Raw genomic sequence first — 25,267 nt, 5'->3', positions numbered from 1 at the left:
CAAACCCACCAGCACGCCAATGATCGCAATCACGACCAACAGCTCCACCAAGGTGAACCCCTTTCCAATTCGTCGCTCGCTGCCACGCTCGCCAGCTTCCATCGACCCCCACTGCGATTCAACTCGTCCCATCAAAACTCTCCAACGCAACAACTTAGCCGCCACTAAGTTTCAAGACAAAAAAAGACAGAGGGTGCATGACCAACCATCCAGCATGACTGCATCGATGATCCGCCCCGTCCACAATCCTCTTGTTAGCAAGTGCTAACTTGTTTAGGACAGGCTACATCCTGACCCTGAATGGAACAAGTGGGTTTCTTGATCGGTTTCCGTTGTTAGAATGTTTCTTCCCTTGTTTTTCACAATCAGACGGTTTGAAAGGGCCCAATTTGCCATCCCAATCACATCAACGCACACGATCCGATCACGCCAGCGAAGTGGCGGAAGATTATGTCGAAGCCATCGCAGAGGCCGTTTCAAACAATGGAATTTGCCGAGCAGTTGATCTGGTGCGTCACTTTGATGTCACGCATGCAACGGTGAACAACACCATCAGCCGTCTGCAACGCGATGGGTTGGTGACGACGGAACCCTATCAACCCATCTCGCTGACCCCGCGGGGAAAGCGAATGGCCACCAAGGCCCGCAACCGGCACGAGATCGTGCAATCGTTTCTTCTGCGACTCGGTGTCAGTGAAACCACCGCAGCAGTCGACAGCGAAGGAATGGAACACCACGTCAGTGACGAAACACTTCAAGCGATGAAACGCATCCTGAGGGAAGGACTTCCCGCGGCAGAATAAGCACGCCTCGCACCCGCTCAGTCTTCTTCTGGCGATGGCTTGTCCGACGGCGAAACCACCACGTCGGTGAGCAACAATCCGGCGACGATGGAAACCGCGGTCAGCATCATCGTGACGGTCAGTCGAATGCCGCGGGGCAGGTCTTCTTGCACCATGATCTGCGACAACCCCGAGAAGCCTAAACTGCCAGGAACCAGAAGAAGCAACGCCGGCAACAACATCACCGCCGTTGGGATCCCCAAACGATTGGACGCAAAGTGGCTGGTCACACCAGCAACGAACGATGCAATGCCAACCGAAGCGAAAGGCCCGAACGTGGTCCCCGCCAAACGTAGCGCGCCGTAACCGACCAAGGTCGATGCGAGCAACCAAGGGATATCGCGATAGCGAGTTCGAAACGTTACAGCGACGCACAATCCGATGGGCACCAACACCAATGCCGATGCGAAGATGTCAGGCGAATGCAAAGGCAACGAGGGTGGGACCGGACGAAACGCCTGCACCAAACCGTACCCCATCGACACACCAAATACGATCGTCAACAGCGTCGTCATTGCCCCAGCAAAACGTGCTGAACCGGAAGCCCAATTCTGTGTCGCCAGTTCGTTGATGCTGATCGTCAGATGCAATCCTGGAACCAGCAAAATCAACGCGGACAAAGAAGCCACCTCAAAATTCCCCGGTCCGACAAACGCTTGAACACCACAAGCGATGGAACTGGCCACAAACCCCGCGACCAGATTGATCAAGTGGGCTTGATGACGCTGGTGATTCATCCATGCCACCACGATCCCCACGATCAATCCAATCACGCCCGCGGCCAGCACAACGGTTCCATCGCCTCCCACCAAAACACTGATGCAAGCCGCAACGCCGCCCTGCGCAGCGATCTGAATAGCAGGTCCGTACCCGTCTCCCATTTCGTTGATGAGTGCCAATCGATCCCAGGCTTCAGCAACCCCCACCTGCTCGTCCTGGATTGCACGCTGCAATTCAAACAGCGCAGCGTAGCGCCCCAAGTCCGTGTCACTTGGATAGACACGAAGCAACCGAGTCTCGCTGCCACCGAAGGTCACAAACAGCGCTGTGGGCGTCGAAAAAAAGCTTGCTTCGTGCCCCAGGGAAGCCGCCACCTGCTCCATCTCCCAGTCCAACTCGTACGCTGGGGATCCGCAGGCATGCAAGCTTCTCGCCAGTTCCATAATGAGTTCGACAGAGGAAACTCGTGACAACGCTTTGGACCTGCAATGGACGGATGACCAAGAAGCACCCCACCGAAACGAGGCTGTTTTTCGCAGGGCATTAAAACAGGCCGTCCAACGCCTGAACAGCGTCGAGCATACGAGTGAGCCTGACCTTCCCCCTTCCAACCCGCAACGGCCGCAAATCCCCTTTAACCGCCAAGGTCATTGCTCCCCCAGTCGAGGCGGCGTATTTCTCAACAGCGAACTCTCATTCTGCACGTCTGTCACGTGATTCCGATGTAGCGTTTGACAGCCTCATGGCACAGAGGCGTTTTACACTACTATTCCAGCATTGTTCGCGGGGCACGTGACATGTTAACTCAAGAACCACACTCTGGTCAGATCCAGCGTATGGACCTGCAGAAGGTCCATCCAACGACCAGAACAATTCCGCCTTTCCTTTATCGGGTCGCAATCCTGTGGGGATTCATCCTGGCAGCTTTGTTCTTCGCGTTGATTTCTTATGGCAACACGGCGGGTCCTTCTGATCCGCCCCCAGAGACCGCCTTCACCAAACAAGTGGACGGCGTGTCCGAAATCAACACCTCCTCTGGTTGGGAATTGATGATGGCGGTTCATCCCAAATGTCCCTGCACCGTGGCGTCCGTCAACGAACTGCAACATCTGCTCGATCAATTTGGCGACCAACTGAAATGCCGCTTCCTGGTCTACCATCCCGCTGACACCGATGCAGCCTGGATCGAAGACGGCATCACTCCCCGTCTCTCTGAGATCCCTCAAGCGTCCATTGAACCCGATGAAACAGGGAAAACGGCGTTGGCACTGGGCATGCAAACGTCCGGTGCGGTGGTGGTCTTCGATTCCCAAGGGATCCCTTGTTTCCACGGCGGAATCACCGTTTCCCGCAACCACGAAGGCGACAACCTGGGCGTACGAGCGATTTCCATGTTGCTTCAGGGAAAGTCTCCTCCCATCACATCAACGCCGGTTTTCGGTTGTCGGCTGTAATCTCCACACCAGATTGTCATGTCAACACATGAACTCGAAACGAACACTCCTGTAAAGAGTGCGCAAGTCCTCTTTGAGGAGTATTTGCAATCACGCCAAATCAACGCGGACCGTGCTCTCGCGGTGGTTCTCGCGTTGCAGTGGGCCTTTGTCACGGGATGCGCCATTTGGATTTCGCCGTACACCTGGATCGGTTCCCAACGTCTGATCCACATGCACGTCTGGACTGCCATCGCTGGCGGTGGACTGCTGACTGTCTTCCCGATGTTCCTGGCTCTGTATTTTCCTGGTCAACGAATGACTCGGATGATCATGGCCATCGCTCAAATGCAGTTTTCGGCGTTGTTGATCCACATGATGGGCGGCCGAATCGAGTCTCACTTTCATATCTTTGGTTCACTCGCCTTTCTGGCGTTTTACAAAGACCCTTGGGTTTTCCTCCCCGCGGTTTCTACGATCAGTTTGGACCACTTGATCCGCAGTTTTTTCTGGCCCGAGTCCGTGTTTGGCATCCTTTCGCCATCGCCACTCCGAGCTCTTGAACACACTGGTTGGGTTGCCTTTGAAACCGCGTTTCTGATCCTGGGTGTCCGTCAGAACAGACGTTCGCTGTGGCAACTGGCCAAGGTGCAGTCCTCTCTCACCCAACAACGTGATTTACTAGAAGAACGGGTTCGCAGCCGAACCTCTGAGATCGAACAACAACGCCGCATCCAGGACACCATCCTGCAACGCATCCCCGCCGCCGTCTTCTGGCGTGACAACGAGGGCTATTTCCTGGGATGCAACGAAATGTTCAGCGACTTCTTCGGTTTGAAGTCGCCCAATGAGATCATTGGCAAACGAATGACCGACATCATTCCGTCGAACGATCAAACCCACAATCGATTGTCCAGCTTCTGCGATTCTCCCGATGAGAATGTGGAACTGGTCAACATCGAAGAAACCCTGCACAACTATGCCGGGGAAAGTCGGGTCGTGCTGGCGGGCGCCACGTCGCTTCATGACCACGAACACAATTGTTTTGGAACACTCGGAAGTTTCCTTGATATCACTGATCTGAAGCACGCCGAGTCTCGCGGGAAATCACTCGCCAATCTGATTCAAGAGTCGCCCAATGAGCTCTATATCTTCGATGCCGAAACCTTGCGTTTGGTAGAAGCCAACCGCGGATTCCTACGCAGCATTGGCCTCGAACAAGAAGATCTCACTCACTGCTCTCCTCAAGACTTCCTGCGGGGCATTTCGAATCATGATCTGCGGCAGCGGATCATGATTGCCATGGCGGATCCCAGCGAACGGTGTGCCTTCAACGCTGTTCACGTAAGAAAAGACGGAACGGAGTTCCCTGTCCACGTTGACATCCACCGATCGACCTTCGAAGCCAGGCCCGTGTATGTCGCCTTCGCGACGGATTTGAGCGACACGCAAGCCATGGAACGCCAGTTGGCTCAAGCGCAAAAACTGGAGTCCATGGGCCAACTCGCCGCGGGGATCGCGCACGAAATCAACACGCCCATGCAATGTGTCAGCGGAAATGTTGAATTCCTCACAATGAGTTACGAGCGACTCTTCCAGTTCACCGACGGACTGTTTGAACTGCTCAAGAACCCTTCGTTGAACACGATCGACGTTCCATCGCAATTGGAAACGTTGACCAAACAGCATCGCTATGACGTGCTGCGTGAACAAACCCCCGATGCCGTCGAAGAAGCATCGCAAGCAGTGATGCGTGTGATCGAAATCGTCCGAGCCATGAAAGCCATGTCGCATCCCGGTCGGCAAGAGATGAACGACACCGACGTGAACACGCTCATTCAGCAAGCCGCAATCATCAGTCGCAACCGATACAAATACGTTGCTGAATTGGAACTGGATCTGGCATCGGACCTTCCGCAAATCCCAGCCTTTGGAGCGGAACTCAGCCAAGTCTTCATCAACCTGATCGTCAACGCCGCGGATGCCATCGCAGAACGCAAGGCCAACGAACCGGAACTCGAAGGCAAGATCTTGGTCACTTCCGCACGAAAAGACAACCAAGTGGAATTCCGAGTCACCGACAACGGAACCGGCATGTCAGCCGACATACGAACCAAAGTCTTCAACCAGTTCTTCACGACCAAAGATGTTGGCAAGGGAACCGGAATGGGACTCTCACTCACTTACAACATTGTCACAACAAAACACAACGGCACCGTTCGTGTGGAGTCCGAACCAAACGTCGGAAGCAGTTTTATAGTGAGCCTGCCGATGGACTCCAGCCAGTCACTCGCTGACAACTCCGACGCAGAACGACCGGACACGTGTTGCGTCCCAGCTCTTCTTTAAGTTCCTTGACCTCTCTTTCTTCCCGATTCAAAGGGCAAATCCTCTTATGAATAATCGCATCTTACTCGTCGATGACGACTACAGCCTGTTGAACACACTCAAACGCAATCTGTCGTTTGACTTCGAGGTCTCGACTTGCGAATCCGGCCCCGAGGCACTGGCGTGCATCCGAAGCTCAGAACCATTCTCCGTGATCATGGTCGACATGCGGATGCCAGGCATGGAAGGCATTGAAGTCATCCAAAAGGCACGTGAAATCTCGCCAAACAGCGTGTACATCATGCTCACTGGAAACCAAGACCTCACCACGGCAATGGAGGCAGTCAACGACGGGCAAGTATTCCGTTTTCTGAACAAGCCTTGCCAGATGAGCGACATCAAAGCCGCCATCAATGCCGGGATCAAACAACACGACTTGATCACCAGCAAAGAAGAACTGCTCAAGAAGACCTTCTCCGGTGCAATCAGCGTTCTGGTGGAGATCATCGAATACGTGGACGACCCCTTGGTCGACACCGACGACATCCTCCAATCTGCCAAAGAGATGCTCGCCGATTCTGGCGAGGATTCCGACTGGCGAGTGCCATTGACCTCTCGTTTGATGGTCGCGGGCATTCCACTGCTGAACACCGACCAACGAGAAACGCTGGCAAAGGCTTCCATCACATCGGACGATCATCGCAAGATTGTCAAAGAAGTCTTTTCCATTTCCAGCCAATTGATTAAGCAAATCCCGCGACTGGAACCAATCTCTGAATTGCTCGACCGAATGGGAAGCGCCGACATCACGACCGAGCAGTGCACCACCGCTGACGACAAGATCGCCCAATCGATTCTGCTCAGCTATTACCAAAGCATGCTGAAACGCCGTGGCGAAACTGCCGATATCGCACTGTCCGAAATCGAAGATCGCTTCCCCGATCTCGACCAAAATTTCAGCGAGCATGTTCGTCAAGCGACGGATGCTCAACCCAAATCGACGATCGAAAGCATCCCTACGTCAGAACTTTTAACCGGCATGATGGTCGCCGAAGACGTTCGCATGCCAAATGGCCTGCTACTGATTGCTTCTGGCCGCAAGCTTTCGCCGCCAATGGTAACGCGACTTCGCAATCTGATCGGGCTGGAAACCGTCGCGGTCGAAATTCCATCCAAGCAATCACCAGAGCTTGCCGCGACATGATTCTCGCGTTCTTGTTTCTTCCACGCCAAAACTCCCGACGGCTGCCCCGTCGTGAACCAAATGCGTCGCTCCCATCCGAAAACGAAAGCGTCACCCACCACTGAAATTCACCTTCATCTAGTGATTTCCAACGTCCGATCGATCTCCATTGGCCCCAGCTCGACCGTCTCACCATCCGGCCACCGAACCGTCACGTTTTGAACTTCTTCGTGCTGCCCCAGTCCAAACGTCAGCGGTAACTCCACCTGTGAGAGATAACTCCTCGTGGGCATCACTTGCTTGGTCAACACCTCACCGCCCACGGTGACATCCACCCAAGCCCCAATCGCATCTCGGTTGCACTTCACACCGTCGCCCACCAATTTCAAACGCAACCAATGGTGCCCGGTTTGTTGATCGTTGCGTAGCAATCGCGGCGCTCGCCCCACCGATGTGATCAACAGATCCAAATCTCCATCCGAATCGATGTCGGCATAAGACGCCCCGCGGCCCACCATAGGCACAACAAAATCGTCGCCCAATTGCTCCGCCCCCACGGGAACAAACTCCGTCTCAAACTCCGGACCAGCATTCCAAAACATTTGCGGCGGCTGCTCATAATGCTGGCTGGGTTGCACTCGATTGATGTCCTCTTCCAAGTGCCCATTTGCACAGAACAAATCCAATCGGCCGTCCAAGTCATAGTCGACATACGTCAAACCAAACGTCAGCAGCAATCGCGTGCTCGGGCCGAGTCCGGTTGAAACCGCTTCATCGTAAAACTGCATCCGCCCGGCTTTGGTCACGTACAATGCCGTCATCTCGTTGGAAAAGTTCCCAATCGCAACCGCCATGCTGGAACGCTCTCGAAAGGAGGTCACATCGATCCCCATGGCCCCACGAGCGTTGCCACTGGAATCAAACGCGATCCCACAAATGGCTCCCATCTCGGTGAATTTCCCTTCCCCATTGTTCCGCAGCAAGCAATTCTGAACCGTGTCGTTGGCCACCACCACGTCCATGTGACCGTCTTGATCAAAATCACATAGTGCCAACCCCAGCGACTTTGACTGCGGCACATTGGTCGACACGTTTCGGATCTGAATGCCAGACTCTTCGGATACATCGGTGAATTGCCCTTCGCCCTCGTTGCGATACAAGTACGAGAAGGTGCCTTCGAAGTTTTGCGGTCGCCCATAGGCCCGACCGCCGCCGACGAGCTGAAACCCCTGCGACTCATCGTATTCGCGACTCCAAACGACATAGTTGCAAACGAACAGATCCAGATCGCCGTCGTTGTCATAGTCAAACCAGCCCGAACTGGTGCTCCAGCGATCTTCCGCGCCGCTCACACCGGCAGATTCGGTCACGTCCTCAAATTTCCCCTCGCCGAGATTCCGAAACAAACGATTCTTGCCAACGGCGGAGATGAAAACATCCACCAATCCGTCTTGGTCATAGTCTCCGACCGCGACGCCCATTCCATACATCTCGACATCCAATCCAGATCCTTTCGACACATCAACGAAGGTGCCTCCTTCGTTTCGGTACAGGACCGACGTGTTGCCCCGACCACTTGGTTCGTCCCAAGGCCAATCCTTCGAGTTGATCAACAGCAGATCCTGATCCCCATCGCCATCGAAGTCAAAGAACGCACTCCCGCCGCCCATCGTTTCGGGCAGCAGTTTGTCGCCCGTCGCACCATTGTTGTGGACGAATGAAATTCCCGCTTCTTGTGTGATATCCGTGAACGGGGTTTTGGGAAGCACCACCTCGGGTTGCTCTCGAATGGCAACCTGTGCCAACTCTGACTCACGCACCGGCGGCGCCTGCTCGGGACGAGTCAGAACGTATGCCGCGACACCGCCCACCAACACGATTGCCACTAACGCGAGCAACGACGCTCGCATCGCGCGACCAATATCAGCTTCGTCACGCAATTCCTCTTCATCCACTTCGCTTGAATGTGGGTCACTCGACATCATTCTTCTCCTTCGGGGGCAGGGCTGGCGACTGCGGCGGTGTCTTCTGTGAAGGATGCGACCGGCAATTCGCGATGCAATGAGTACTTCACCACGGCTTCGGCCGCATGATTCGCAGCGGGATACTTTTCTCGAGCCAAACGAATCGCACGCCCTTGGGCATTGTCGTCCGGTTTGTAAATCTGGTGCAGTTTCCGATGTTTCTCTGCCGACTCCTGATCGCCCAAGCGTTCATAGAGCAACTGCAAATTGTGATGCGCCGACACGTTCTCAGGATCGATCTGCAACGTCTTTTGGTACTGGCTAACCGAGTCCTCCAAGTACGCCAGACTCTCTTCTGGTCGGCGTTGGCGTTCGCGAATATTCCCCAGGTCGAACAGCGTTCGCCCGAGTTGATTGATCACCTCGATATCCAAGCTGAAATCAAAACCGCGGCGTTGCATGTCTTCCGTGCTGTCTTCCAACACGCTTCGCAAGTTCTGCTCGGCCTCTTCCAAGCGCCCCTGTTGCGAATTGATAACGCCTGACAACCACGCCCACGTCCAACGCGGAAACCCTTCCGTTTCGCGATACGCGTCGGCGCGCTGCAAGGCCTCGACCGCTTCATCCAAACGGCCTTCCGTGTTCAAAACACGAGCCAAGTTCAGCGGCCCGTCGTATCGATCCAGTTTTTCCACTTCACGAAACGCATCCTCGGCCTGGCGAAGTTCCGCCTTGCCTTTCAACAGCAAACCGATGCCATAGTCATTCCAACGTTGCCAGGTCGGGATGTCCCGCGATGGGTTCTCAACGTCGTCGCTCACACCTGCAACAGGGAACACGACGGTATCAACCGCCATCGTGGTGATGGGCATTTCGTTCTCGTATTGCTGACCGGGAATGTGCCCCCGAATTTGAATCCCGTGTTCCTCGTTGACTCGGGCCACGAAGTCCATGTACTCCGAATCAAACTTCCGATACAGCAACTTCAACTCCACGCGAATCGGTTCTGTGACATCGTCCGGCACATTCAATTCGTAGTGAACCGTCTGGCCAGCGCCAGGTGGAATTTGGTGGTTGTACAGTGGCGTGAAGATGTCTTCCGCGTTGCGTCGATTGATCCGGTTCCCGTCTTTGTCCAGCATGAACACGTTGATGAAGTGCGACCAAGGATCGACTTCATTCTGTTTGCTTTCATCGATCAATCCGCTGTGACCGATCAACCGGTCGCCACTGGTCACTTTGAGTTGCAACCAGATTTCGTTGCTATCCACGGTTCCCTGCGAGAAAAGGTGCCCCATCTTCATGGTTCGGACCACCGTTTCCAAAAGGTACTTTTCACCTCGCTGAAGCGTTGGCACTTTGGGACGCAATGGCGCGGTCAACTCACCATCAATCTCACCACCTTCGCGAATGCCGAAGATGTCCACACGCATCACGTCCTGCAAATACTCTTGATGCGCCGCGATCACTTCGTCTCGGTCACGCAACCAAGCGATTCCAGTGTTGGCTGACGGGAACATGTGATCGTGCACACTCAGTTCCTTCGCATCGCCAAACATCTTTGCACCAAAGTCATCCGATGCCACCAACGGCATGTGACACTCATTGCAATTGTCGACCGCTTTGGGTGGGTAGTAAAAACTCCTCGCACCGTGTCCCGAAACGCCACTGAACAAATACGGGTCGTAGTGGTTCTGGCCCCGCAAGAATTCTTTGTACCCCGTCAATGCGGCCGGCAGATGCACTTTGTGACAAGTCGAACAGAACTCAGCCGTCTTGTGAAATGGCTTCAAAAAAGTCTTCTTGTGGAACGACGGTTTCGCTTTCACCAATTGATTGTTGATCCACTGAAGCGCCGCGTTGTCACTGTTGGCAAACGGGTAGTGCAGTGGTTCTTCGATCGTGTAATCCGCGTTGCCGCGTACACTGTTCACGTTTGTGATCGCATGACAAACCGTGCAAGTGATCCCCGCTTTTGCAGTCGGGTGATTTGTCATGTCAAAGTTCGGATCGTCAAACGCACCCGAGAAAAATGGCACGGGATCGTGGCATCCCGCACACCAACGCGACGCTTGAACCGAACCATCTCGTTCCAGTGATTTCTTGCGTGTGTCGCTGACACTGGCGAAGTACGGCGCGTTGTTGAACGAACTGAATCGGTGAACGCTGTCCTGCCAATCTTTGTGAATGTCGGCATGGCACTTCAAACAGTACTCGTCGTTCATCAACGCATCGGACGGAATAAAGTTGCCGCTCGATGTCCTCGCCAACGAAGGCTCGAAGTACTGCGTTCCGGAATCGGGGCCGATCGCGTTCCACTGTCGAGGATCCTGCATCTGCAAAATCACCATGACGGCAATGGATGCCACCGCGACGCCGGCAAAGCTCATCCCAATTCGCCATTTGATGCGTGGCCCGGCCAAACGATGCAGCCAATAGAGCCAAATCGCCGAAAGCGGAAACGCAACGTGCAACCAGTAAACCGTGTTCCGAGCGAGCGGTTGCTTTAAGTCAAAACCACCGATCCGAACCAACAAAATGCCTGTCACGAGGATGCCCAAGGCAACCGCAAACAAGGCATAGCCGATTCGCACCGCACGTCGGTTACGGCGGTCCTTGGTGTTCCACATGTGGATGAAACCAAAGACGACAACGGGCAACACCAACAACAATCCCATCACCAAATGAGCGAGGAACATGTATTGGTAGAAGTAATCCTGATACGTCTGATTCTGAAACCACTCCAGGAACGTGAACGTCGCCAGGTATCCGGAGTTCGCCAGCAGCAACGCGAAAAGAACAAAAATGACGTACAGCAGCCTCTTCAGCCGCGGCCCGACCGCGCGAACATACTTCTTGCGAGGCTTCGGCACAGCCGCACCGGATTGTGCAACAGATGACATGAGTCGATTCCAATGAACGGTCAGTTTGCAAACTTGGTGAGCACCCGCGTCATCAAACGAGACGGGGGTGCATCGATCGGATAGCAGCCTGTCGCCACCATCCGAAAACCTTCGTTCACCCACACAAAAGAGTCGCGCAGGCGGCATGGAACAAGCTCTTTTCCAACACGTCGACACCACAGCAGAAACACGCTGTGACAATCAGCCCCGCATCGACACGCTGCACCTCCCAGAACGGAGGCGACGCACATGCAGGCAGACCAACACGAAAGAATGACTCGTTCAAGCCAAAGGAAAATCCGCCTGCGGAGGGCGATCGATCTCAACCGCAACGCCCCGTGGAAGATCAACATCATCTTCCCATCCTCGACACTGGAATCTTCCGCCGCAAAACCTTTGCGACCACGCTTGCCAAACCGCATCGTGATGCGGGCGTTCAGCGGAAGGAATCATCGGTGCTGGGATCGGGAAAATCGGCAGTTGCCCACACAACGGACCATCACAAGGCTTCTTTGGAACCGAATGGCTGGGCAAATTCAAACCGGCCAGCTCTCGCGCTGACAGAGGTCGCCCGGCATTGTCCGCGGAGGCCAACTTTTGCTGCCCACGCTGAGCTGAATCGCCCTCTCTGATTCGCATGGAAGGCTGTTGAACGGCTGACTCAGAAACGCTGCCGGAGTGCTGCAACCAATCCCCGCAACTCGCATCGACTGAACGCGGCGTCAAAACGCCCGCCAGTAGAACAGCGACCACGGATGAAAAGAGAACACGCGACATCTTTTTTTCAGTCGATCCAACTGAGATTTGTGCACCTTAAGAGAAGCATTGCTCGACCGAGAGCGGAGGCGCACACCCCTATGAGCCTAGGCAGGCTCAGCCCCCGAGTCAATCAAGCAAGGGTAGTTTCCGCACCAAAGCAGACAGTTTGTTTCAAAAGGAGGCCCCAATGATCAGGCGGCTTCTCGATCCATTTTGATCCGCCGAGAGTGTTCCATTTTGTCGTTTTCGAGTCCATTTTCTTCCCGGCAGTCTCAATCTGGCAGACGCAAAAAGAGTGAAGCCTGTTACGATGGATGCAGGTTGCAGACAAAATTGGATTGACATGAAACTGACCACCCAAACCGACTACGCGCTGCGGACGTTGATGTACTTGGCAACGAGAGAAACTCGTGCCAACGTCGCTGGCGTGGCCTCGCTGTTCAACATTTCGGTCAACCACGTCGCCAAAGTGGTCAACCTGCTCGCTCGCGAAGGCTACGTACGGAGCATCCGCGGAGTTGGCGGCGGCATCGAACTGGCAGTTCGCCCCGAGGACGTCACCATTGGTCAGGTCATCCAAACAATTGAAAACGACACGCATCTTCTGCCCTGTGTCGGGACCGACCAAAGCTGTGCGATTCACTCGTTTTGCAAACTCAGCGGCGTGCTGGCCAACGCGGAACGCATCCAGATGGATTACCTGAACAGCGTTACACTGGCGGATGTCGTCCCTGCACGCCGCCAATTGGATCAGATCGATACCAAATGAGCTGACAGCGGGCACGCCACTCGCCTTTTACTCCCCTGACAGCCTGTCGCCACCGCCCTCTGCGGAGCATCAGAGCCCGCTATCCGGCTCTTTCGCGGCCTTCGGCTCCCTTCGCAATTCTCGGCGGATAATACTCGACAAAATATATTTCACTAATAATCTATTCAGCAGTGAAACGAAGTCCGTGCAAGCGAATTGCCATGAATCTGCAACAAGAACTGAATCGCCCCAAACCGTTTCGCTGCCTGGATCAAGAAGTGTTGTTGAATTTGCTCCGGATCGGTGACCAGCTCGACAACCGTTTTTCGCGACTTTTTCGTGAGCACGGGCTGACGCTGTCACGGTTCAACATCCTGCGAAGTCTGGCGTTGGCAGAACGGTCGCTCACCTGCGGCGAAATTGGCGAACAGATGATCCAAGTTGTGCCTGCGGTGACATCGCTCGTGGATCACCTTTGCTCGCAAGAGTTGGTCGAACGGAACCGCTGCACCGAAGACCGTCGCGTGGTGCGAGTGACAATCACGCCGAAGGGCAAACAACTGGTGGAAGACACGATGCAGCCGTTGAAGGAGATGGAAGATCGGATCCTGAAGCAACTCAGCGAGGCGGACAAAACCCGTCTTTTGCAATTGCTCAATCAAACTCGTGAATCGATCTCGCACGTCGACGACTGACCTCGCTCGAACTTCTCACTCCCCCGCCCAACCTGCCGCTCTGCCTCGACTGCGCACAGGCGGCCCCCTCTCGAACCTCCCTCCCAATCTTGGACCTCAATCAAACATGACTCCTCCTCACAATCTCAACTTCCTCGGAAAGCTCGCCTTAGGAGCCGGCGTCAGTGGAATGTTGCTTGTTGTCGCTGGGTGCAACCAATCGCCGAGCGGGCCACCTGCGATGCCTCAGCCAACGGTGACAGTGGCGCAGCCCGTTTCGAAAAAGATCGTTGAATGGGACGCCTACAGCGGCCGCCTGGAAGCGGTCGACTTGGTGGAAGTTCGTGCTCGCGTGGGTGGTTACTTGCAATCGGTCCATTTTGACGAGGGACAAATCGTCGAAAAGAACGATCTGCTTTTCATCATCGACCCCCGCCCCTTCGAAGCGGAACTGGCAGCCTCGCAAGCCAAACTTCAACAGGCCGAATCGCAGTTGAACCAAGCCAAGGCGATGACCGAAGTCGCCCGTGCCAATCTGTTGCAATCCGAAGCTCAATTGAACTTGGCCGACGTTCGTTACAAGCGGACCCAGCGATTGGTGGAACGCAATGCTTCTTCCCAAGACGAACTGGACGACCGCGAGGCTGAGTTTTTGAAAGCCAAGGCGGACATCGAAGGCGTCCGAGCGAGCTTGAATTCGGCCGAAGCAGCCATCGCCACCGCACAAGCCGAAATTGAAGTCGCCAAAGCCGGCGTTGAAACAGCGGAACTCAACCTTCAGTACACTCGCATTCGCGCACCAATCACCGGCCGGATCAGCCAGAAATATGTGACCGAAGGCAACCTGATCGCAGGCGGATCGGCCACCTCTTCGCTGCTGACCACCATCGCTTCGGTGCAGCCGATCTACTGTGTGTTCGATGCCACCGAACAAGACGTGCTGAAATACACTCGCTTGGCTCAATCCGGCGAACGGGCAAGTTCACGTGTGGCAAAGAACCCCGTGTATCTCGGCTTGGTCGACGAAGAGGGTTTCATGCACAAAGGCCACATGGACTTTGTCGACAACCGCTTTGATGTCGACACTGCCAGCATGCGTGCCCGTAGCGTGTTCGCCAACGAAGACGGACTGTTGCTGCCCGGCATGTTCGCTCGCATTCGAATTCCTGGCAGCGCCTCTCACAACGCGGTGCTGATCCCTGACTCCGCGATTGGCACCGACCAATCGTCCCAGTACGTGTACGTGGTCGTGGACGGAAAAATCGAACGAAGAACCATCAAGAGCGGTCCCATCATCGATGGCTTGCGAGTCATCCGCGAAGGCCTGGACGGCACGGAACTGTTGGTCACAGAAGGATTGATGCAGGCTCGCCCGGGCGCGGAAGTGAAGACCATCGACGGGACCATCGAAGTTGTCGAAGACGGGCTGCCAGACGAGTATCAGCCCGTTTTTAAAGAAGAATGGATCTCGCCCGCAACGACGGCGGTACCAGTCGCTGATCGCATGACGGAGGTGAAGCGATGAAGTTCCCACACTTCTTCATTGAACGCCCCATCTTTGCCTCGGTGCTGTCGTTCCTGATTGTGCTGGTCGGCGGGATCGTGTATTTCACGCTGCCTGTTTCCCAGTATCCCAGCGTCGCACCGCCAACGGTTTTGGTTCGCGCCAGCTACCCGGGGGCAACGCCCGAAGTCATCGCCGACACCGTGGCGACGCCAATCGAACAAGAGATGAATGGCGTCGACGACATGCTCTACATGGAATCGTCCTCCAGTTCGGACGGCACCATGCAGTTGACCGTGACGTTCAAGCTGGGCACCGACCTCGATGACGCCCAAGTGTTGGTGCAGAACCGAGTCGCGATCGCGGAATCTCGCTTGCCCGAGCAAGTCCGCCAGATCGGTGTCACGACGACCAAGCAAATCCCCGACATGTTGATGGTGGTTCACCTGAACTCACCCGATAACAGTCGCGATCAGCTCTACATCAGCAACTACGCGTTTCTGCGAGTTCGTGATGCCCTGATGCGATTGGATGGAGTCGGTGAAATCCGCATCGCTGGCGGCAACGAATACGCCATGCGAATCTGGTTGGACATCGAAAAGATGACCCACGTCGATTTGACCGCGGGCGAGATAGTCGAGGCGATTCGAGCCCAAAACATCCAGGTCGCTGCCGGTGTGATTGGCCAACCACCGACGGACGAAACCGGTGACTTCCAAATCAACGTCACCACTCAAGGACGCTTGATTCGCGAAGACGAGTTCGGCGACATCATTGTCAAACGAGGCGATGAGGGACGGATCACGCGTCTTCGTGATGTCGCCCGAATTGAATTGGGTGCACAGGACTACTCGCGCCAGAGCTATCTCGATGGCAAGCCCGCCGTCGCGGTGCTGGTCTATCAACGCCCCGGCACCAACGCGGTCGACACGGCCGCGCAGGTCAAGCAGGTGATGAGCGAGATGAGTGAGGAATTCCCGGAGGGACTCGGATACGAAATCGCTTACAACCCAACGGACTACGTCGAAGACTCGATTTCCGAAGTGTTTGAAACGCTTTTCATCACAACGATCTTTGTTGTTTTGACCGTGTTTCTGTTTTTGCACGGCTGGCGTCCGACGATCATCCCCGTGATCGCGATTCCCATTTCGTTGATCGGCACCTTTGCCGTGATGCAGTTCCTTGGCGTGACGTTGAACACGTTGTCGCTGTTTGGATTGGTGCTGGCGATTGGGATCGTGGTCGACGATGCAATTGTGGTGGTCGAAAATGTCGAACGCTTGATCGCCGAAGGACTGACCGCTCGCGAGGCGACTCACAAGGCGATGGACGAGGTTGGCTCCGCGTTGATTGCGACCACCTTGGTGTTGATCGCCGTGTTTGTGCCCACCGTATTTGTCCCAGGGATCAGTGGCCAGTTCTACCAACAGTTTGCTCTGACCATTTCGATCTCCACCGCGATTTCCACGTTTGTTTCGCTGACACTCAGCCCGGCGCTCTGTGCCTTGTTGCTGCGTCCTAAAAACGCACCGAAGAATCGGATGGGCCGGTTCATCGACTTTCTGTTCGGATGGTTCTTTCGTTTGTTCAATCGAACGTTTGATGCCACCAGCAACATCTACGCTTCTGTCATCGGGCAGTTGGTCAAGAGAACGGGGATCGCGTTGGTGCTATACGCATGCCTGTTGGTTTTGACGGGATTCAGTTTCAACATGGTGCCTACCGGATTCATTCCGGACCAGGACCAAGGCTATGTGATTGTTGCCATCAACTTGCCCGACGGTGCCTCTCTGGCGCGAACCGACTGTGTGGTCCGGCGCGTGGCAGAGATCGGGAAAGAGATCGATGGTGTCAAACACGCGGTTGGAATTGCGGGGCTCTCTGGAGCGACGTTCACGATCAAACCCAACTCCGCGGTGACATTCTTGCCTTTGGAGGACGCCAAAGAACGAGCCAAACGGGGGCGTGGGGTCAACGCGATCGTCGCGGACATGCGGCGAGAAGTGGCGGCTATCAACGAGGCTCAAATCTTGATCATCCCACCACCCCCGATTCGCGGGATTGGTCGTGGGGGCGGTTTCAAGATGTATGTCCAAGACCGCAGCGGTGCAGGCCTGGACTCACTCAACGCCGTCGCCCAAACCATGCTGGCTGAAGCGAACCAGCAACCCGGAGTCACGCAGGTGTTTTCGAACCTGCGAATGAATGTGCCGCAGATCTATGCGGACGTGGACCGGACGAAGGCGCAAATGCTGGATATCCCCGTCAACCGCGTCTTCGAAGCCTTGCAGGTCTATCTCGGGTCGGTCTACATCAACGACTTCAACTTCCTGGGACGGACTTACCGTGTCACCGCGCAAGCGGAGCCGAAGTTCCGAGACGATGCCGCCGACATTTCCAGGATTCGAACTCGTAGCGACCGGGGAGCTTCGGTAGCACTCGGTTCGGTCGTTAACATCACCAGGACCGCCGGTCCAGACCGTTTGGTCCGCTTCAACCTGTTCCCGGCAGCGGACCTCAACGGCACCACCGTCCCAGGTTTCAGCACCGGGCAGTCCTTGGCGACCATGGAACAATTGGCGGACCTGAACCTGCCTCCCGGATTTGGTTATGAATGGACCGAAATCGCCTTCCAGGAAAAACAGGCGGGCAACACGATTGTCTTCCTGTTCCCACTGGCGGTTCTATTCGTGTTCTTGGCACTCGCCGCGCAATATGAAAGCTGGTTACTGCCTCTGGCGATCATCTTGATTGTGCCTCTGTGTTTGCTGTTCGCGCTGACCGGGGTTTGGTTTCGCGGGATGGACAACAACGTTCTGACGCAGATCGGATTCATCGTGTTGATTGGCCTGGCTTGCAAGAACGCGATTTTGATCGTCGAATTCGCGAAAGCGGAAGAGGATGCTGGCAAGAATCGCTTTGATGCTGCCATCGCGGCTTGCCGGTTGCGGTTGCGTCCGATTCTGATGACGGCATTTTCGTTCATCCTGGGTGTGGTGCCGTTGTTGGTAGCCACAGGTGCAGGATTCGAGATGCGACGCGTGCTTGGAACCGCGGTGTTCGCCGGCATGTTGGGAGTCACGATCTTTGGTTTGTTCCTGACGCCAGTGTTCTATGTTTTGCTGCGGCGTTTCGCCAAACGCCCGAAACCGGAGACAACTCCTGAAGGCACTTGATGGCTGGGTTCAACCAAGCCCAACCTTTCCTCCTGCATCTGGCTTTTCTTGAAAGCCAGCCAGTCACCGGAAGGCTCGCGTCGCCACCGTCAAATTTGTTGACAGTGCGGCGCGGGCTTTCCGGTTTTTTGTTTGGTTTCGTAGACTAGTCACTCGGCAGGAGCCGGACCAACCGATTCCAATCACCTCGATCCGTTCACTTCAACTCAACTTGCTCACCCAACCATGTTCAGCATTGAAACCCTGATCCTGCTCGCCGGGAGTTTGCTGCTACTGGGGATTGCGTCGAATAAATTTTCGGCGCGAATGGGTGTCCCCGTCCTGGTGATCTTCCTTGCCATTGGCATGCTGGCGGGATCCGAAGGCATCGGCGGAATCGAATTTGAGAACTACACGCTGGCTCACGGTTTCGCCACCGCGGCATTGTGTTTGATCCTGTTCAACGGTGGGATTGGAACGCCCTACACAGCGTTTCAACTGGCATGGAAGCCGGCGTCATTGCTGGCCACGGTGGGCGTGGTGGTGACTGCGGTGATCACCGGTTGGGCGGCGTCTTGGTTCCTCGGCCTGAGTTGGACACAAGGGTTACTGCTGGGCAGTATTGTGGGTTCGACCGATGCATCGGTTGTGTTTTCGGTGCTTCGAGGAGGTGGCGTCAACATCCGCCCAAGATTGGCCAACACGTTGGAAGTCGAAAGCGGGTCCAACGACCCCATGGCGATTTTCTTGACCGTCGGTTTGATTGAGGTTCTGACCGGCCAAACACCCTTTGGGTTTGGGTTGGTCACGCTGTTTCTCAATCAAGCCGTCGTCGGCACTGGGATGGGATTGGCAGTGGGCTGGATCGGTGCGTGGTTGTTGCAGCACATCCGCTTGGAGGCAGCGGGCTTGTACCCCGTGATGGCGACCGCTCTGGGTCTGTTCTCCTTTGGCATGGCCTCTGAACTCGGCGGAAGTGGGTTCCTGGCGGTTTATTTGACCGGGGTGGTAATTGGCAATCGACGCCCCGTCTTCCTGCGAGGCATTGTTTTGTTCCACGACGCTTTGGCGTGGATGTGCCAGATCCTGATGTTCACGGCGCTTGGAATTTTGTCCTTTCCCAGTCGGCTGTGGGATGTCGCCATTCCAGCTCTCTTGATCTCGTCGGTGCTGATTTTTATCGCCCGCCCCATCGCAGTGTTCCTGTGTGGACTCCCCTTCCAATTCACGATTCGCGAATTGTCGTTTTTGTCTTGGGTGGGGTTGAAAGGAGCGGTGCCCATTACGCTGGCAACCTTCCCGATGATGGCAGGACTTCCAGCGGCCTCTGTCATCTTTGACACCGTGTTCTTCGTCGTATTGATCTCCGCACTCGTGCAGGGGTGGACCCTGCCTGCGGTGGCCCGCGCGCTGAATCTGGAAGTCCCCAAGAACCAGAAGACGCCGGTCACGCTGGAGATCAGCTCGCTACAAAATGTCGACGGGGACATTGTGGACTACTACATCGATCAAGATTCGCGGGCGTCGGGCTGCATGATCAAAGACTTGGCCCTTCCCGATGGAGTGGTCATTGCGTTGATCGTTCGCGACGAGCAAACCGTATTGCCTCAAGGTCGATCCGAATTGAAGCAGGGCGACCATGTGGTGGTTGTGCTACGTCCGAGCATTCGGGCGATGGTTGATCGCGTCTTTGCTCCCACGAAGGCTCACACGAAAGAATTGCCTCAGGAACTGGAGTTCCCCTTGCGAGGTTCGATCAAAGTCCGTGAACTGGCGCAATTTTATGAGTTGAAACTGGCAGATGATGGCAATCTCACGATCGATGAGTTGCTAAGATTGCATTTGGGCGAAGACGAGATGAAGGTTGGTGCATCGATCCAAATTGACCAGATTGTTCTTCATTTACGCGAACTATCTTCCGATGGAACAGTTCAGTATGTGGGCATGACAATCCTTCCAGAACCGGAGCGAACGCCCGATTCGTCCTTGTCCGCAACCGGCTTGCCACTAGAATAAATTGTCCATTTGGGAGAGTCGTGTGGCTCGCCATCACACTTGTTATCGTCCAATCCAAACTGCAGTTTGTACATTTCTCCAAATCAAATTGAGATGGGTCGCGGCAGCCGCATGATGTCAATCATGATGCTGTGTTTGCTGGCGTTCCCAACCCTGGGGATTTCCACAACTGTCTCCCGCTCGCTGCTGGGCAATGGCCGGCAAACCGAAACGGAGGAAATCGAAGAACGCGTCCCGTGCTCTTCGCACCGGCGTGTTCAGCAACTTCGGTCAACTCAGGGTGGATTTGTTCTCTCTCGAGAACCTTTGGCGGACCAAAATCAGGTCCTTCGGACACGGCCCATTCTTTCAGCAATCGACGGTCACCGAATCGCGAACGGACTGCTTGCGCCAATGCGGTGCTAGGCCACCGGTACGTCCTACCGTTTCGTCTCTGAACTTTTGCGAAGCACCTCCCGCCGGAACATCGTGTTCGGCGGGCCCCGTTGGCACATCAGATCCCAACGGTTGCCCCGTGGCATGATCCGCGAAGACCGAAGTGATCCATCGCTGCGCGGGTGCTGCGTCCAAGTTCGACTGTCTTGATTCGCCTCTTTCACTTGCATCACGACGTTTTCGTTTTGCGAAGGATTTTCCATGTCGACATCCGAAGTCCCCAAACCGACCACTCTTTACACTCCCACTTCCGTCATCCAAGACCTGATCTCGGGCTTGGTGGTTTTTCTCGTCGCGCTGCCTCTTTGCTTGGGCATCGCTTTGGCATCCGGTGCCGATCTCTTTTCCGGGTTACTCGCTGGAATCGTCGGCGGTCTGGTGGTCGCTGCGATCAGTGGATCGCACACCAGCGTCAGCGGGCCCGCGGCAGGCTTGACCGCGATTGTCGCCGCTCAAATCGCGACACTCGGTTCCTTTGAAGCATTCCTGTTGGCTGTGCTGATTGCTGGCGTCATCCAAATTATCTTCGGGATTGCCCGGGGCGGTGCTTTGTCCGCCTTTTTTCCCTCCAGCGTGATCAAAGGGTTGCTGGTCGCGATCGGGGTGATCCTGATTCTGAAACAGATCCCTCACATCTTCGGTCACGACACCGACCCCGAAGGTGAGATGTCGTTCATCCAGCCCGACCAGGAGAACACGTTCTCTGAATTGCTCACCATCTTCGCTGGTGAAATTCATATGGGGGCGATGGTGATCGGCTTTCTCTCCGTCGCCATTCTTTTGATTTGGGATCGAATCCCAACGCTCAAAAAGTCCTTGGTTCCGGCTCCGCTGATCGTTGTGATCGTCGGCGTTCTATTGAACATGGGATTCACCAACATGGGGCAAGACTGGTTGGTCAGCGGTTCGCACTTGGTTCAGATCCCGATCGCACAAAGCTTCTCGGAGTTCTTTGGATTCCTCAGACTGCCTGACTTCAGCCGAACATTTGATCCAGCGATTTACATTGCGGCTGTTACGATCGCCGTGGTGGCCTCTTTGGAAACGCTGCTGAACTTGGAAGCGGTCGACAAGCTCGACAAAGCCAAGCGGAACTCGCCTCCCAGTCGCGAATTGATCGCACAGGGGTGCGGCAACATGGTTTGTGGTTTGATTGGCGGACTTCCTGTGACCTCGGTCGTCGTTCGTGGTTCGGTCAACGTTGCGTCGGGTTCGAAAACGAAACTGTCGGCCATATTCCATGGTGCGTTGCTGTTGATCAGTGTCACTTTCTTGCCAACGTTGATGAATAGAATCCCGCTTTCGGCCTTGGCCGCGATCCTGCTGGTAACCGGTTTTAAACTGGCCAGCCCCACGATTTTCAAACAGATGTGGAAGGAAGGACGCTACCAGTTCACCCCCTTCATCGTCACCGTCGTCGCGATCGTCGTGACGGACCTGTTGATCGGAATCTTGATCGGTTTGGCGATCAGCATTTTGTTCATCCTCAACAGTAATTTGCGTCGTCCAATTCGTCGCATTGTGGAAACGCAAGTCGATGGCGACGTCACTCACATCGAGCTTTCCAACCAAGTCAGCTTCCTCAACCGAGCGGCGTTGGACCGAGTGCTCAACGAAACTCAGCCGGGAAGCAAATTGGTGATTGATGCGTCAGGATCCGACTACATCGATCCTGATGTGTTGAGTCTGCTCCGGGATTTCAAGACAAACATTGCTCCGACCCGCGATATCTCCGTCAACCTCAAAGGGTTCCGGCAAAAGTACCAACTGAGCGACGCCAAGCAATTTGCAGACTTCACTTCCCGCGAATTGCAAGCCAAGGTCACCTCGGACCAAGTGATCAAGATTTTGCATGACGGGAATCAGCGGTTCGCCAGCGGCACTCGGTTGAATCGTGACTTGGGGCAACAAGTCAACGCAACTGCGGCGGGTCAAAATCCGCTGGCCGCTATCCTGAGTTGCATCGATTCACGCGTTCCAACGGAATTGGTCTTTGACCTTGGGGTCGGTGACATCTTCAGCGTCCGCGTGGCGGGCAACATCGTCGGCACCAAGTCGCTGGGTAGCCTGGAATACGCCGTTGGAGTTGCCGGTGTCAAATTGGTCGCCGTCCTCGGGCACACTCGTTGTGGTGCAGTGACCTCGTCGGTCGAGTTGATCGCCGCCCACAAAGATGCCGAAGCCACTACGGGTTGCCAGCACCTGCAGTCGATCGTCGATGAAATCGCACCCTGCGTTCCCGGCGATGCGTCGGAAAAAATCGGACATCTGTCCGAAGAAGCTCAAGAACAGTATGTGGACAAGGTGGCCGAAGCCAATGTCATGCACACTGTCGACGAAATCGTCAAACGCAGCCGCATCATTCGCGAAGCGGTGGAAGACGGACGTGTGAAGGTGATCGGTGCGTTGTATGATGTGAAGACCGGCCACACGAAGTTCCTCGGGGACAGTGGTTCGGGACTCTCAACAGAGTCAACCTCGAATCCTCCAGCAGAAGTGACTGGGTAACGTTTCGAGCGAACGTGTCCACACGATCTGTTCGCATGAAAAACCAGGGCGTGAACCCAGCGTTCACGCCCATTCATCTCCCCCCAAGCGTCCTCTCATGTCGACTCCCTTCAGTGAAGAACGCGTCGAACAAATTTCGCGGCATCTCAAACTGCTGACGTTTCTGTTCGTGATCGTTCCGATTGTGCTGCTGGTGATTTTCATCGAGTTTCGATTTCGCGCGATCGAAGAAAATTTCCCGCCTCAATCTCCCAGCGTTCGTGACGAAGCGAGAGTCGAACTGGACACCATGCCATGGCATCCGGTCACGGGGCAACGACTCTACGTCCCTGCCTATTCGCATGTTTATCACCAAAAGGGTGATCCGTATCTGCTGACGGTCACACTGAACATTCGCAACACCGACGTTGATCATGAAATCGTGATCACGTCCGTGCGCTACTTTGACACCAGCGGAAAAGAGATTCGATCGTTGCTGCAGAAACCATTGCAACTCGCTCCACTCGCGGCCACCGAATTTGTCATTCAACGCGATGACAAAATGGGAGGCAGCGGTGCCAGCTTCCTTGTCGAATGGCAAGCCGGTACGGAAGTGAACCAACCCATCGTGGAGACCGTGATGGTCGACACCAGCAACTCGCAAGGCATTTCGTTCACGGCCTCGGCAGTCGCCATCAGCGAGACGTTGCCGGCGACTGATGCAGAGGATTGATTCCCTCTGACAAAAGAACGAGGCCAAACGACCGCTTGTCTGTCCCGTCAACCTTCTTCACTGCCAACCTTCTTCACTGCCAACCTGATTCACTAAGCGGATCCTTGGTTTATGATGATGAGCCCCATCTACAAGGCCATCCATGAATCGTTGCTTGCCCCCAATGCCATTCGCGTACCTCGTCGCAATCACAGTTGCTTTCACCGCGTCTCCCGTTCTAGCGGATGCTCCCTCGTCGATTTCGAAACCAGTTCGGGTGATCTTGGACACCGACATGTCGGGCGACTGCGACGACGCGGGCGCGTTGGCTCTGTTGCACGCCTTGGCTGATCGCGGTGAATGCGAAATCCTGGCCGTGGTCACCAATCGCCGTGACCTGACCAACGCATCGGCCGCGGCAGTCGATGCGATCAATACCTACTACGGCCGAGGTGACATCCCGATCGGCACGGACAAAAGGGGGCCGACGGCGTTCCAACGAACCAGTCCGTACACGACGGCGTTGCGAGATAATTTCCAGCACGACACACCACCGGATTCAGAAGCCCAAGATGCCATCGACGTATACCGAAAAATCTTGACAGACGCAGCCGATCACAGCGTCACGATTTGCAGTGTGGGAGCGTTTTCCAACCAGGCGGATTTTATCCGCCAAGAACCGGCACTGGTTCGCAACAAAGTTCAACGCTTGGTTGTGATGGGGGGGCACTTTCCGAAATCCAACCGTCCCGAAACCAACGTCATCACTCACATCGAAGCAGCCCAAACGGTGGCCGAGCACTGGCCGGGTGAAATCATTTGGCATGGTTTCGAAGTCGGCAAGCAGTTGGTGACTGGCGCCAGGCTGAAGGCGACTCCCAAGAACAACCCCGTTCGCCGGGCGTACGAACTGCGGCCAATGCCGGGCAACAAAATGTCGATCGACGAAGGCAAACCAAGCTACGACCAAGCTGCTGCACTGTTCGCCGTTCGCGGCGCGGATTCTACGTTCTGGAAGGTCGTCCGAGGGGGGCGCGTCGAGATTGACGACCGAGGAATCACCGCGTGGACAAAAGCGTCCTCTGACACACAAGCAACGGCTCACGCTTACGTCAAAATCAACGGAGCGCCCAAGCATCTGGCTCGCAAGATCGAAGACTTGATGGTTGCTCCCCCCAAGCGTGCAAGCGGAGCCGACGATCCTGCTCAGTGAGTCGATCGTCCTTTCGCTATCGAAAATTTGGATCTCAAATGGATCAAAAGAACCAACGTCTCACGATTCAGCTCGAAACCCAGTTCGCTTGATCCTTTCATCGCCACGGATCCAAATTCGTTCTGGGGGCGGCGGGTGTGAACACCGAACCATGAAGTTTTGATGAACTTCCGCGAGTGATTCGCCGCGTT

Annotated in this window: 16 protein-coding genes; 12 read left to right on the top strand and 4 right to left on the bottom strand. The window is 55.2% G+C overall.

From position 1 onward, the window contains the following. A partial coding sequence (locus tag ACF8AM_RS06790) for a type IV pilin protein (RefSeq protein ID WP_392554898.1) occupies positions 1-132 on the bottom strand: 132 nt, incomplete at its 3' end. 257 nt (positions 133-389) lie between these two features. Between ACF8AM_RS06790 and mntR the strand changes: the two genes are divergently transcribed. Next, on the top strand, positions 390-803 hold the full coding sequence (mntR, locus tag ACF8AM_RS06785; RefSeq protein WP_392554894.1) for a manganese-binding transcriptional regulator MntR: 414 nt from the start codon (positions 390-392) through the stop codon (positions 801-803). Positions 804-820: 17 nt separating this feature from the next. Here the strand turns inward: mntR and ACF8AM_RS06780 are convergent, their stop codons facing one another. Continuing rightward, on the bottom strand, positions 821-2,005 hold the full coding sequence (locus ACF8AM_RS06780) for a threonine/serine exporter family protein (protein ID WP_392554893.1): 1,185 nt from the start codon (positions 2,003-2,005) through the stop codon (positions 821-823). A gap of 354 nt (positions 2,006-2,359) precedes the next feature. On the opposite strand from ACF8AM_RS06780, the gene ACF8AM_RS06775 reads away from it, so the two are divergent. The 3 genes from ACF8AM_RS06775 to ACF8AM_RS06765 are packed head-to-tail and all read left to right on the top strand — an operon-like array spanning position 2,360 to position 6,527. Further along, the gene (locus ACF8AM_RS06775) at positions 2,360-3,016 is read left to right on the top strand and encodes a RedB (protein WP_392554892.1); all 657 of its coding nucleotides are present in this window, start codon (positions 2,360-2,362) and stop codon (positions 3,014-3,016) included. An 18-nt stretch (positions 3,017-3,034) separates the two neighbouring features. Then, the gene (locus tag ACF8AM_RS06770) at positions 3,035-5,344 is read left to right on the top strand and encodes an ATP-binding protein (protein ID WP_392554891.1); all 2,310 of its coding nucleotides are present in this window, start codon (positions 3,035-3,037) and stop codon (positions 5,342-5,344) included. A gap of 46 nt (positions 5,345-5,390) precedes the next feature. After that, positions 5,391-6,527 carry a response regulator gene (locus ACF8AM_RS06765; RefSeq protein WP_392554890.1) on the top strand — a complete coding sequence of 379 codons (1,137 nt, stop codon included), beginning with the start codon at positions 5,391-5,393 and terminating at the stop codon, positions 6,525-6,527. Positions 6,528-6,640: 113 nt separating this feature from the next. Here the strand turns inward: ACF8AM_RS06765 and ACF8AM_RS06760 are convergent, their stop codons facing one another. Together ACF8AM_RS06760 and ACF8AM_RS06755 are read right to left on the bottom strand one after the other, a co-directional pair. Next, the gene (locus ACF8AM_RS06760; protein WP_392554897.1) at positions 6,641-8,488 is read right to left on the bottom strand and encodes a CRTAC1 family protein; all 1,848 of its coding nucleotides are present in this window, start codon (positions 8,486-8,488) and stop codon (positions 6,641-6,643) included. After that, complete coding sequence (locus ACF8AM_RS06755) at positions 8,488-11,373, bottom strand: multiheme c-type cytochrome (RefSeq protein ID WP_392554889.1); 2,886 nt, start codon at positions 11,371-11,373, stop codon at positions 8,488-8,490. Before ACF8AM_RS06755 ends, ACF8AM_RS06760 begins: the two co-directional genes overlap by 1 nt. Before the next feature lie 1,102 nt (positions 11,374-12,475). On the opposite strand from ACF8AM_RS06755, the gene ACF8AM_RS06750 reads away from it, so the two are divergent. The 8 genes from ACF8AM_RS06750 to ACF8AM_RS06715 all read left to right on the top strand — a co-directional run bounded on the left by ACF8AM_RS06750 (position 12,476) and on the right by ACF8AM_RS06715 (position 25,076). Then, entirely contained in the window at positions 12,476-12,901 is a 426-nt protein-coding gene (locus tag ACF8AM_RS06750; RefSeq protein ID WP_392554888.1) for an RrF2 family transcriptional regulator, read from the top strand. Between the two features lie 200 nt (positions 12,902-13,101). After that, complete coding sequence (locus ACF8AM_RS06745) at positions 13,102-13,575, top strand: MarR family winged helix-turn-helix transcriptional regulator (protein ID WP_392554887.1); 474 nt, start codon at positions 13,102-13,104, stop codon at positions 13,573-13,575. Positions 13,576-13,681: 106 nt separating this feature from the next. Then, positions 13,682-15,079: an efflux RND transporter periplasmic adaptor subunit gene (locus tag ACF8AM_RS06740; RefSeq protein WP_392554886.1), complete on the top strand. Its 1,398-nt coding sequence runs from the start codon at positions 13,682-13,684 to the stop codon at positions 15,077-15,079. Then, complete coding sequence (locus ACF8AM_RS06735; protein WP_392554885.1) at positions 15,076-18,234, top strand: efflux RND transporter permease subunit; 3,159 nt, start codon at positions 15,076-15,078, stop codon at positions 18,232-18,234. Before ACF8AM_RS06740 ends, ACF8AM_RS06735 begins: the two co-directional genes overlap by 4 nt. A 225-nt stretch (positions 18,235-18,459) precedes the next feature. Next, the gene (locus ACF8AM_RS06730) at positions 18,460-20,229 is read left to right on the top strand and encodes a potassium/proton antiporter (protein ID WP_392554884.1); all 1,770 of its coding nucleotides are present in this window, start codon (positions 18,460-18,462) and stop codon (positions 20,227-20,229) included. Positions 20,230-20,865: 636 nt separating this feature from the next. Further along, a complete protein-coding gene (locus ACF8AM_RS06725; RefSeq protein WP_392554883.1) occupies positions 20,866-23,172 on the top strand; it encodes a SulP family inorganic anion transporter in 2,307 nt (768 codons plus the stop codon). 97 nt (positions 23,173-23,269) lie between these two features. After that, a complete protein-coding gene (locus tag ACF8AM_RS06720) occupies positions 23,270-23,884 on the top strand; it encodes a DUF3124 domain-containing protein (RefSeq protein ID WP_392554882.1) in 615 nt (204 codons plus the stop codon). 142 nt (positions 23,885-24,026) lie between these two features. Then, the gene (locus ACF8AM_RS06715) at positions 24,027-25,076 is read left to right on the top strand and encodes a nucleoside hydrolase (protein WP_392554881.1); all 1,050 of its coding nucleotides are present in this window, start codon (positions 24,027-24,029) and stop codon (positions 25,074-25,076) included. The last annotated feature ends 191 nt before the right edge of the window (positions 25,077-25,267 follow it).

The sequence above is a fragment of the Rhodopirellula sp. JB055 genome (assembly GCF_043100905.1).
In the GTDB taxonomy this organism is placed as follows: domain Bacteria; phylum Planctomycetota; class Planctomycetia; order Pirellulales; family Pirellulaceae; genus Rhodopirellula.
Note: the sequence above shows the minus strand (reverse complement) of the source record. Positions and strands in the feature narration are given on the sequence as shown.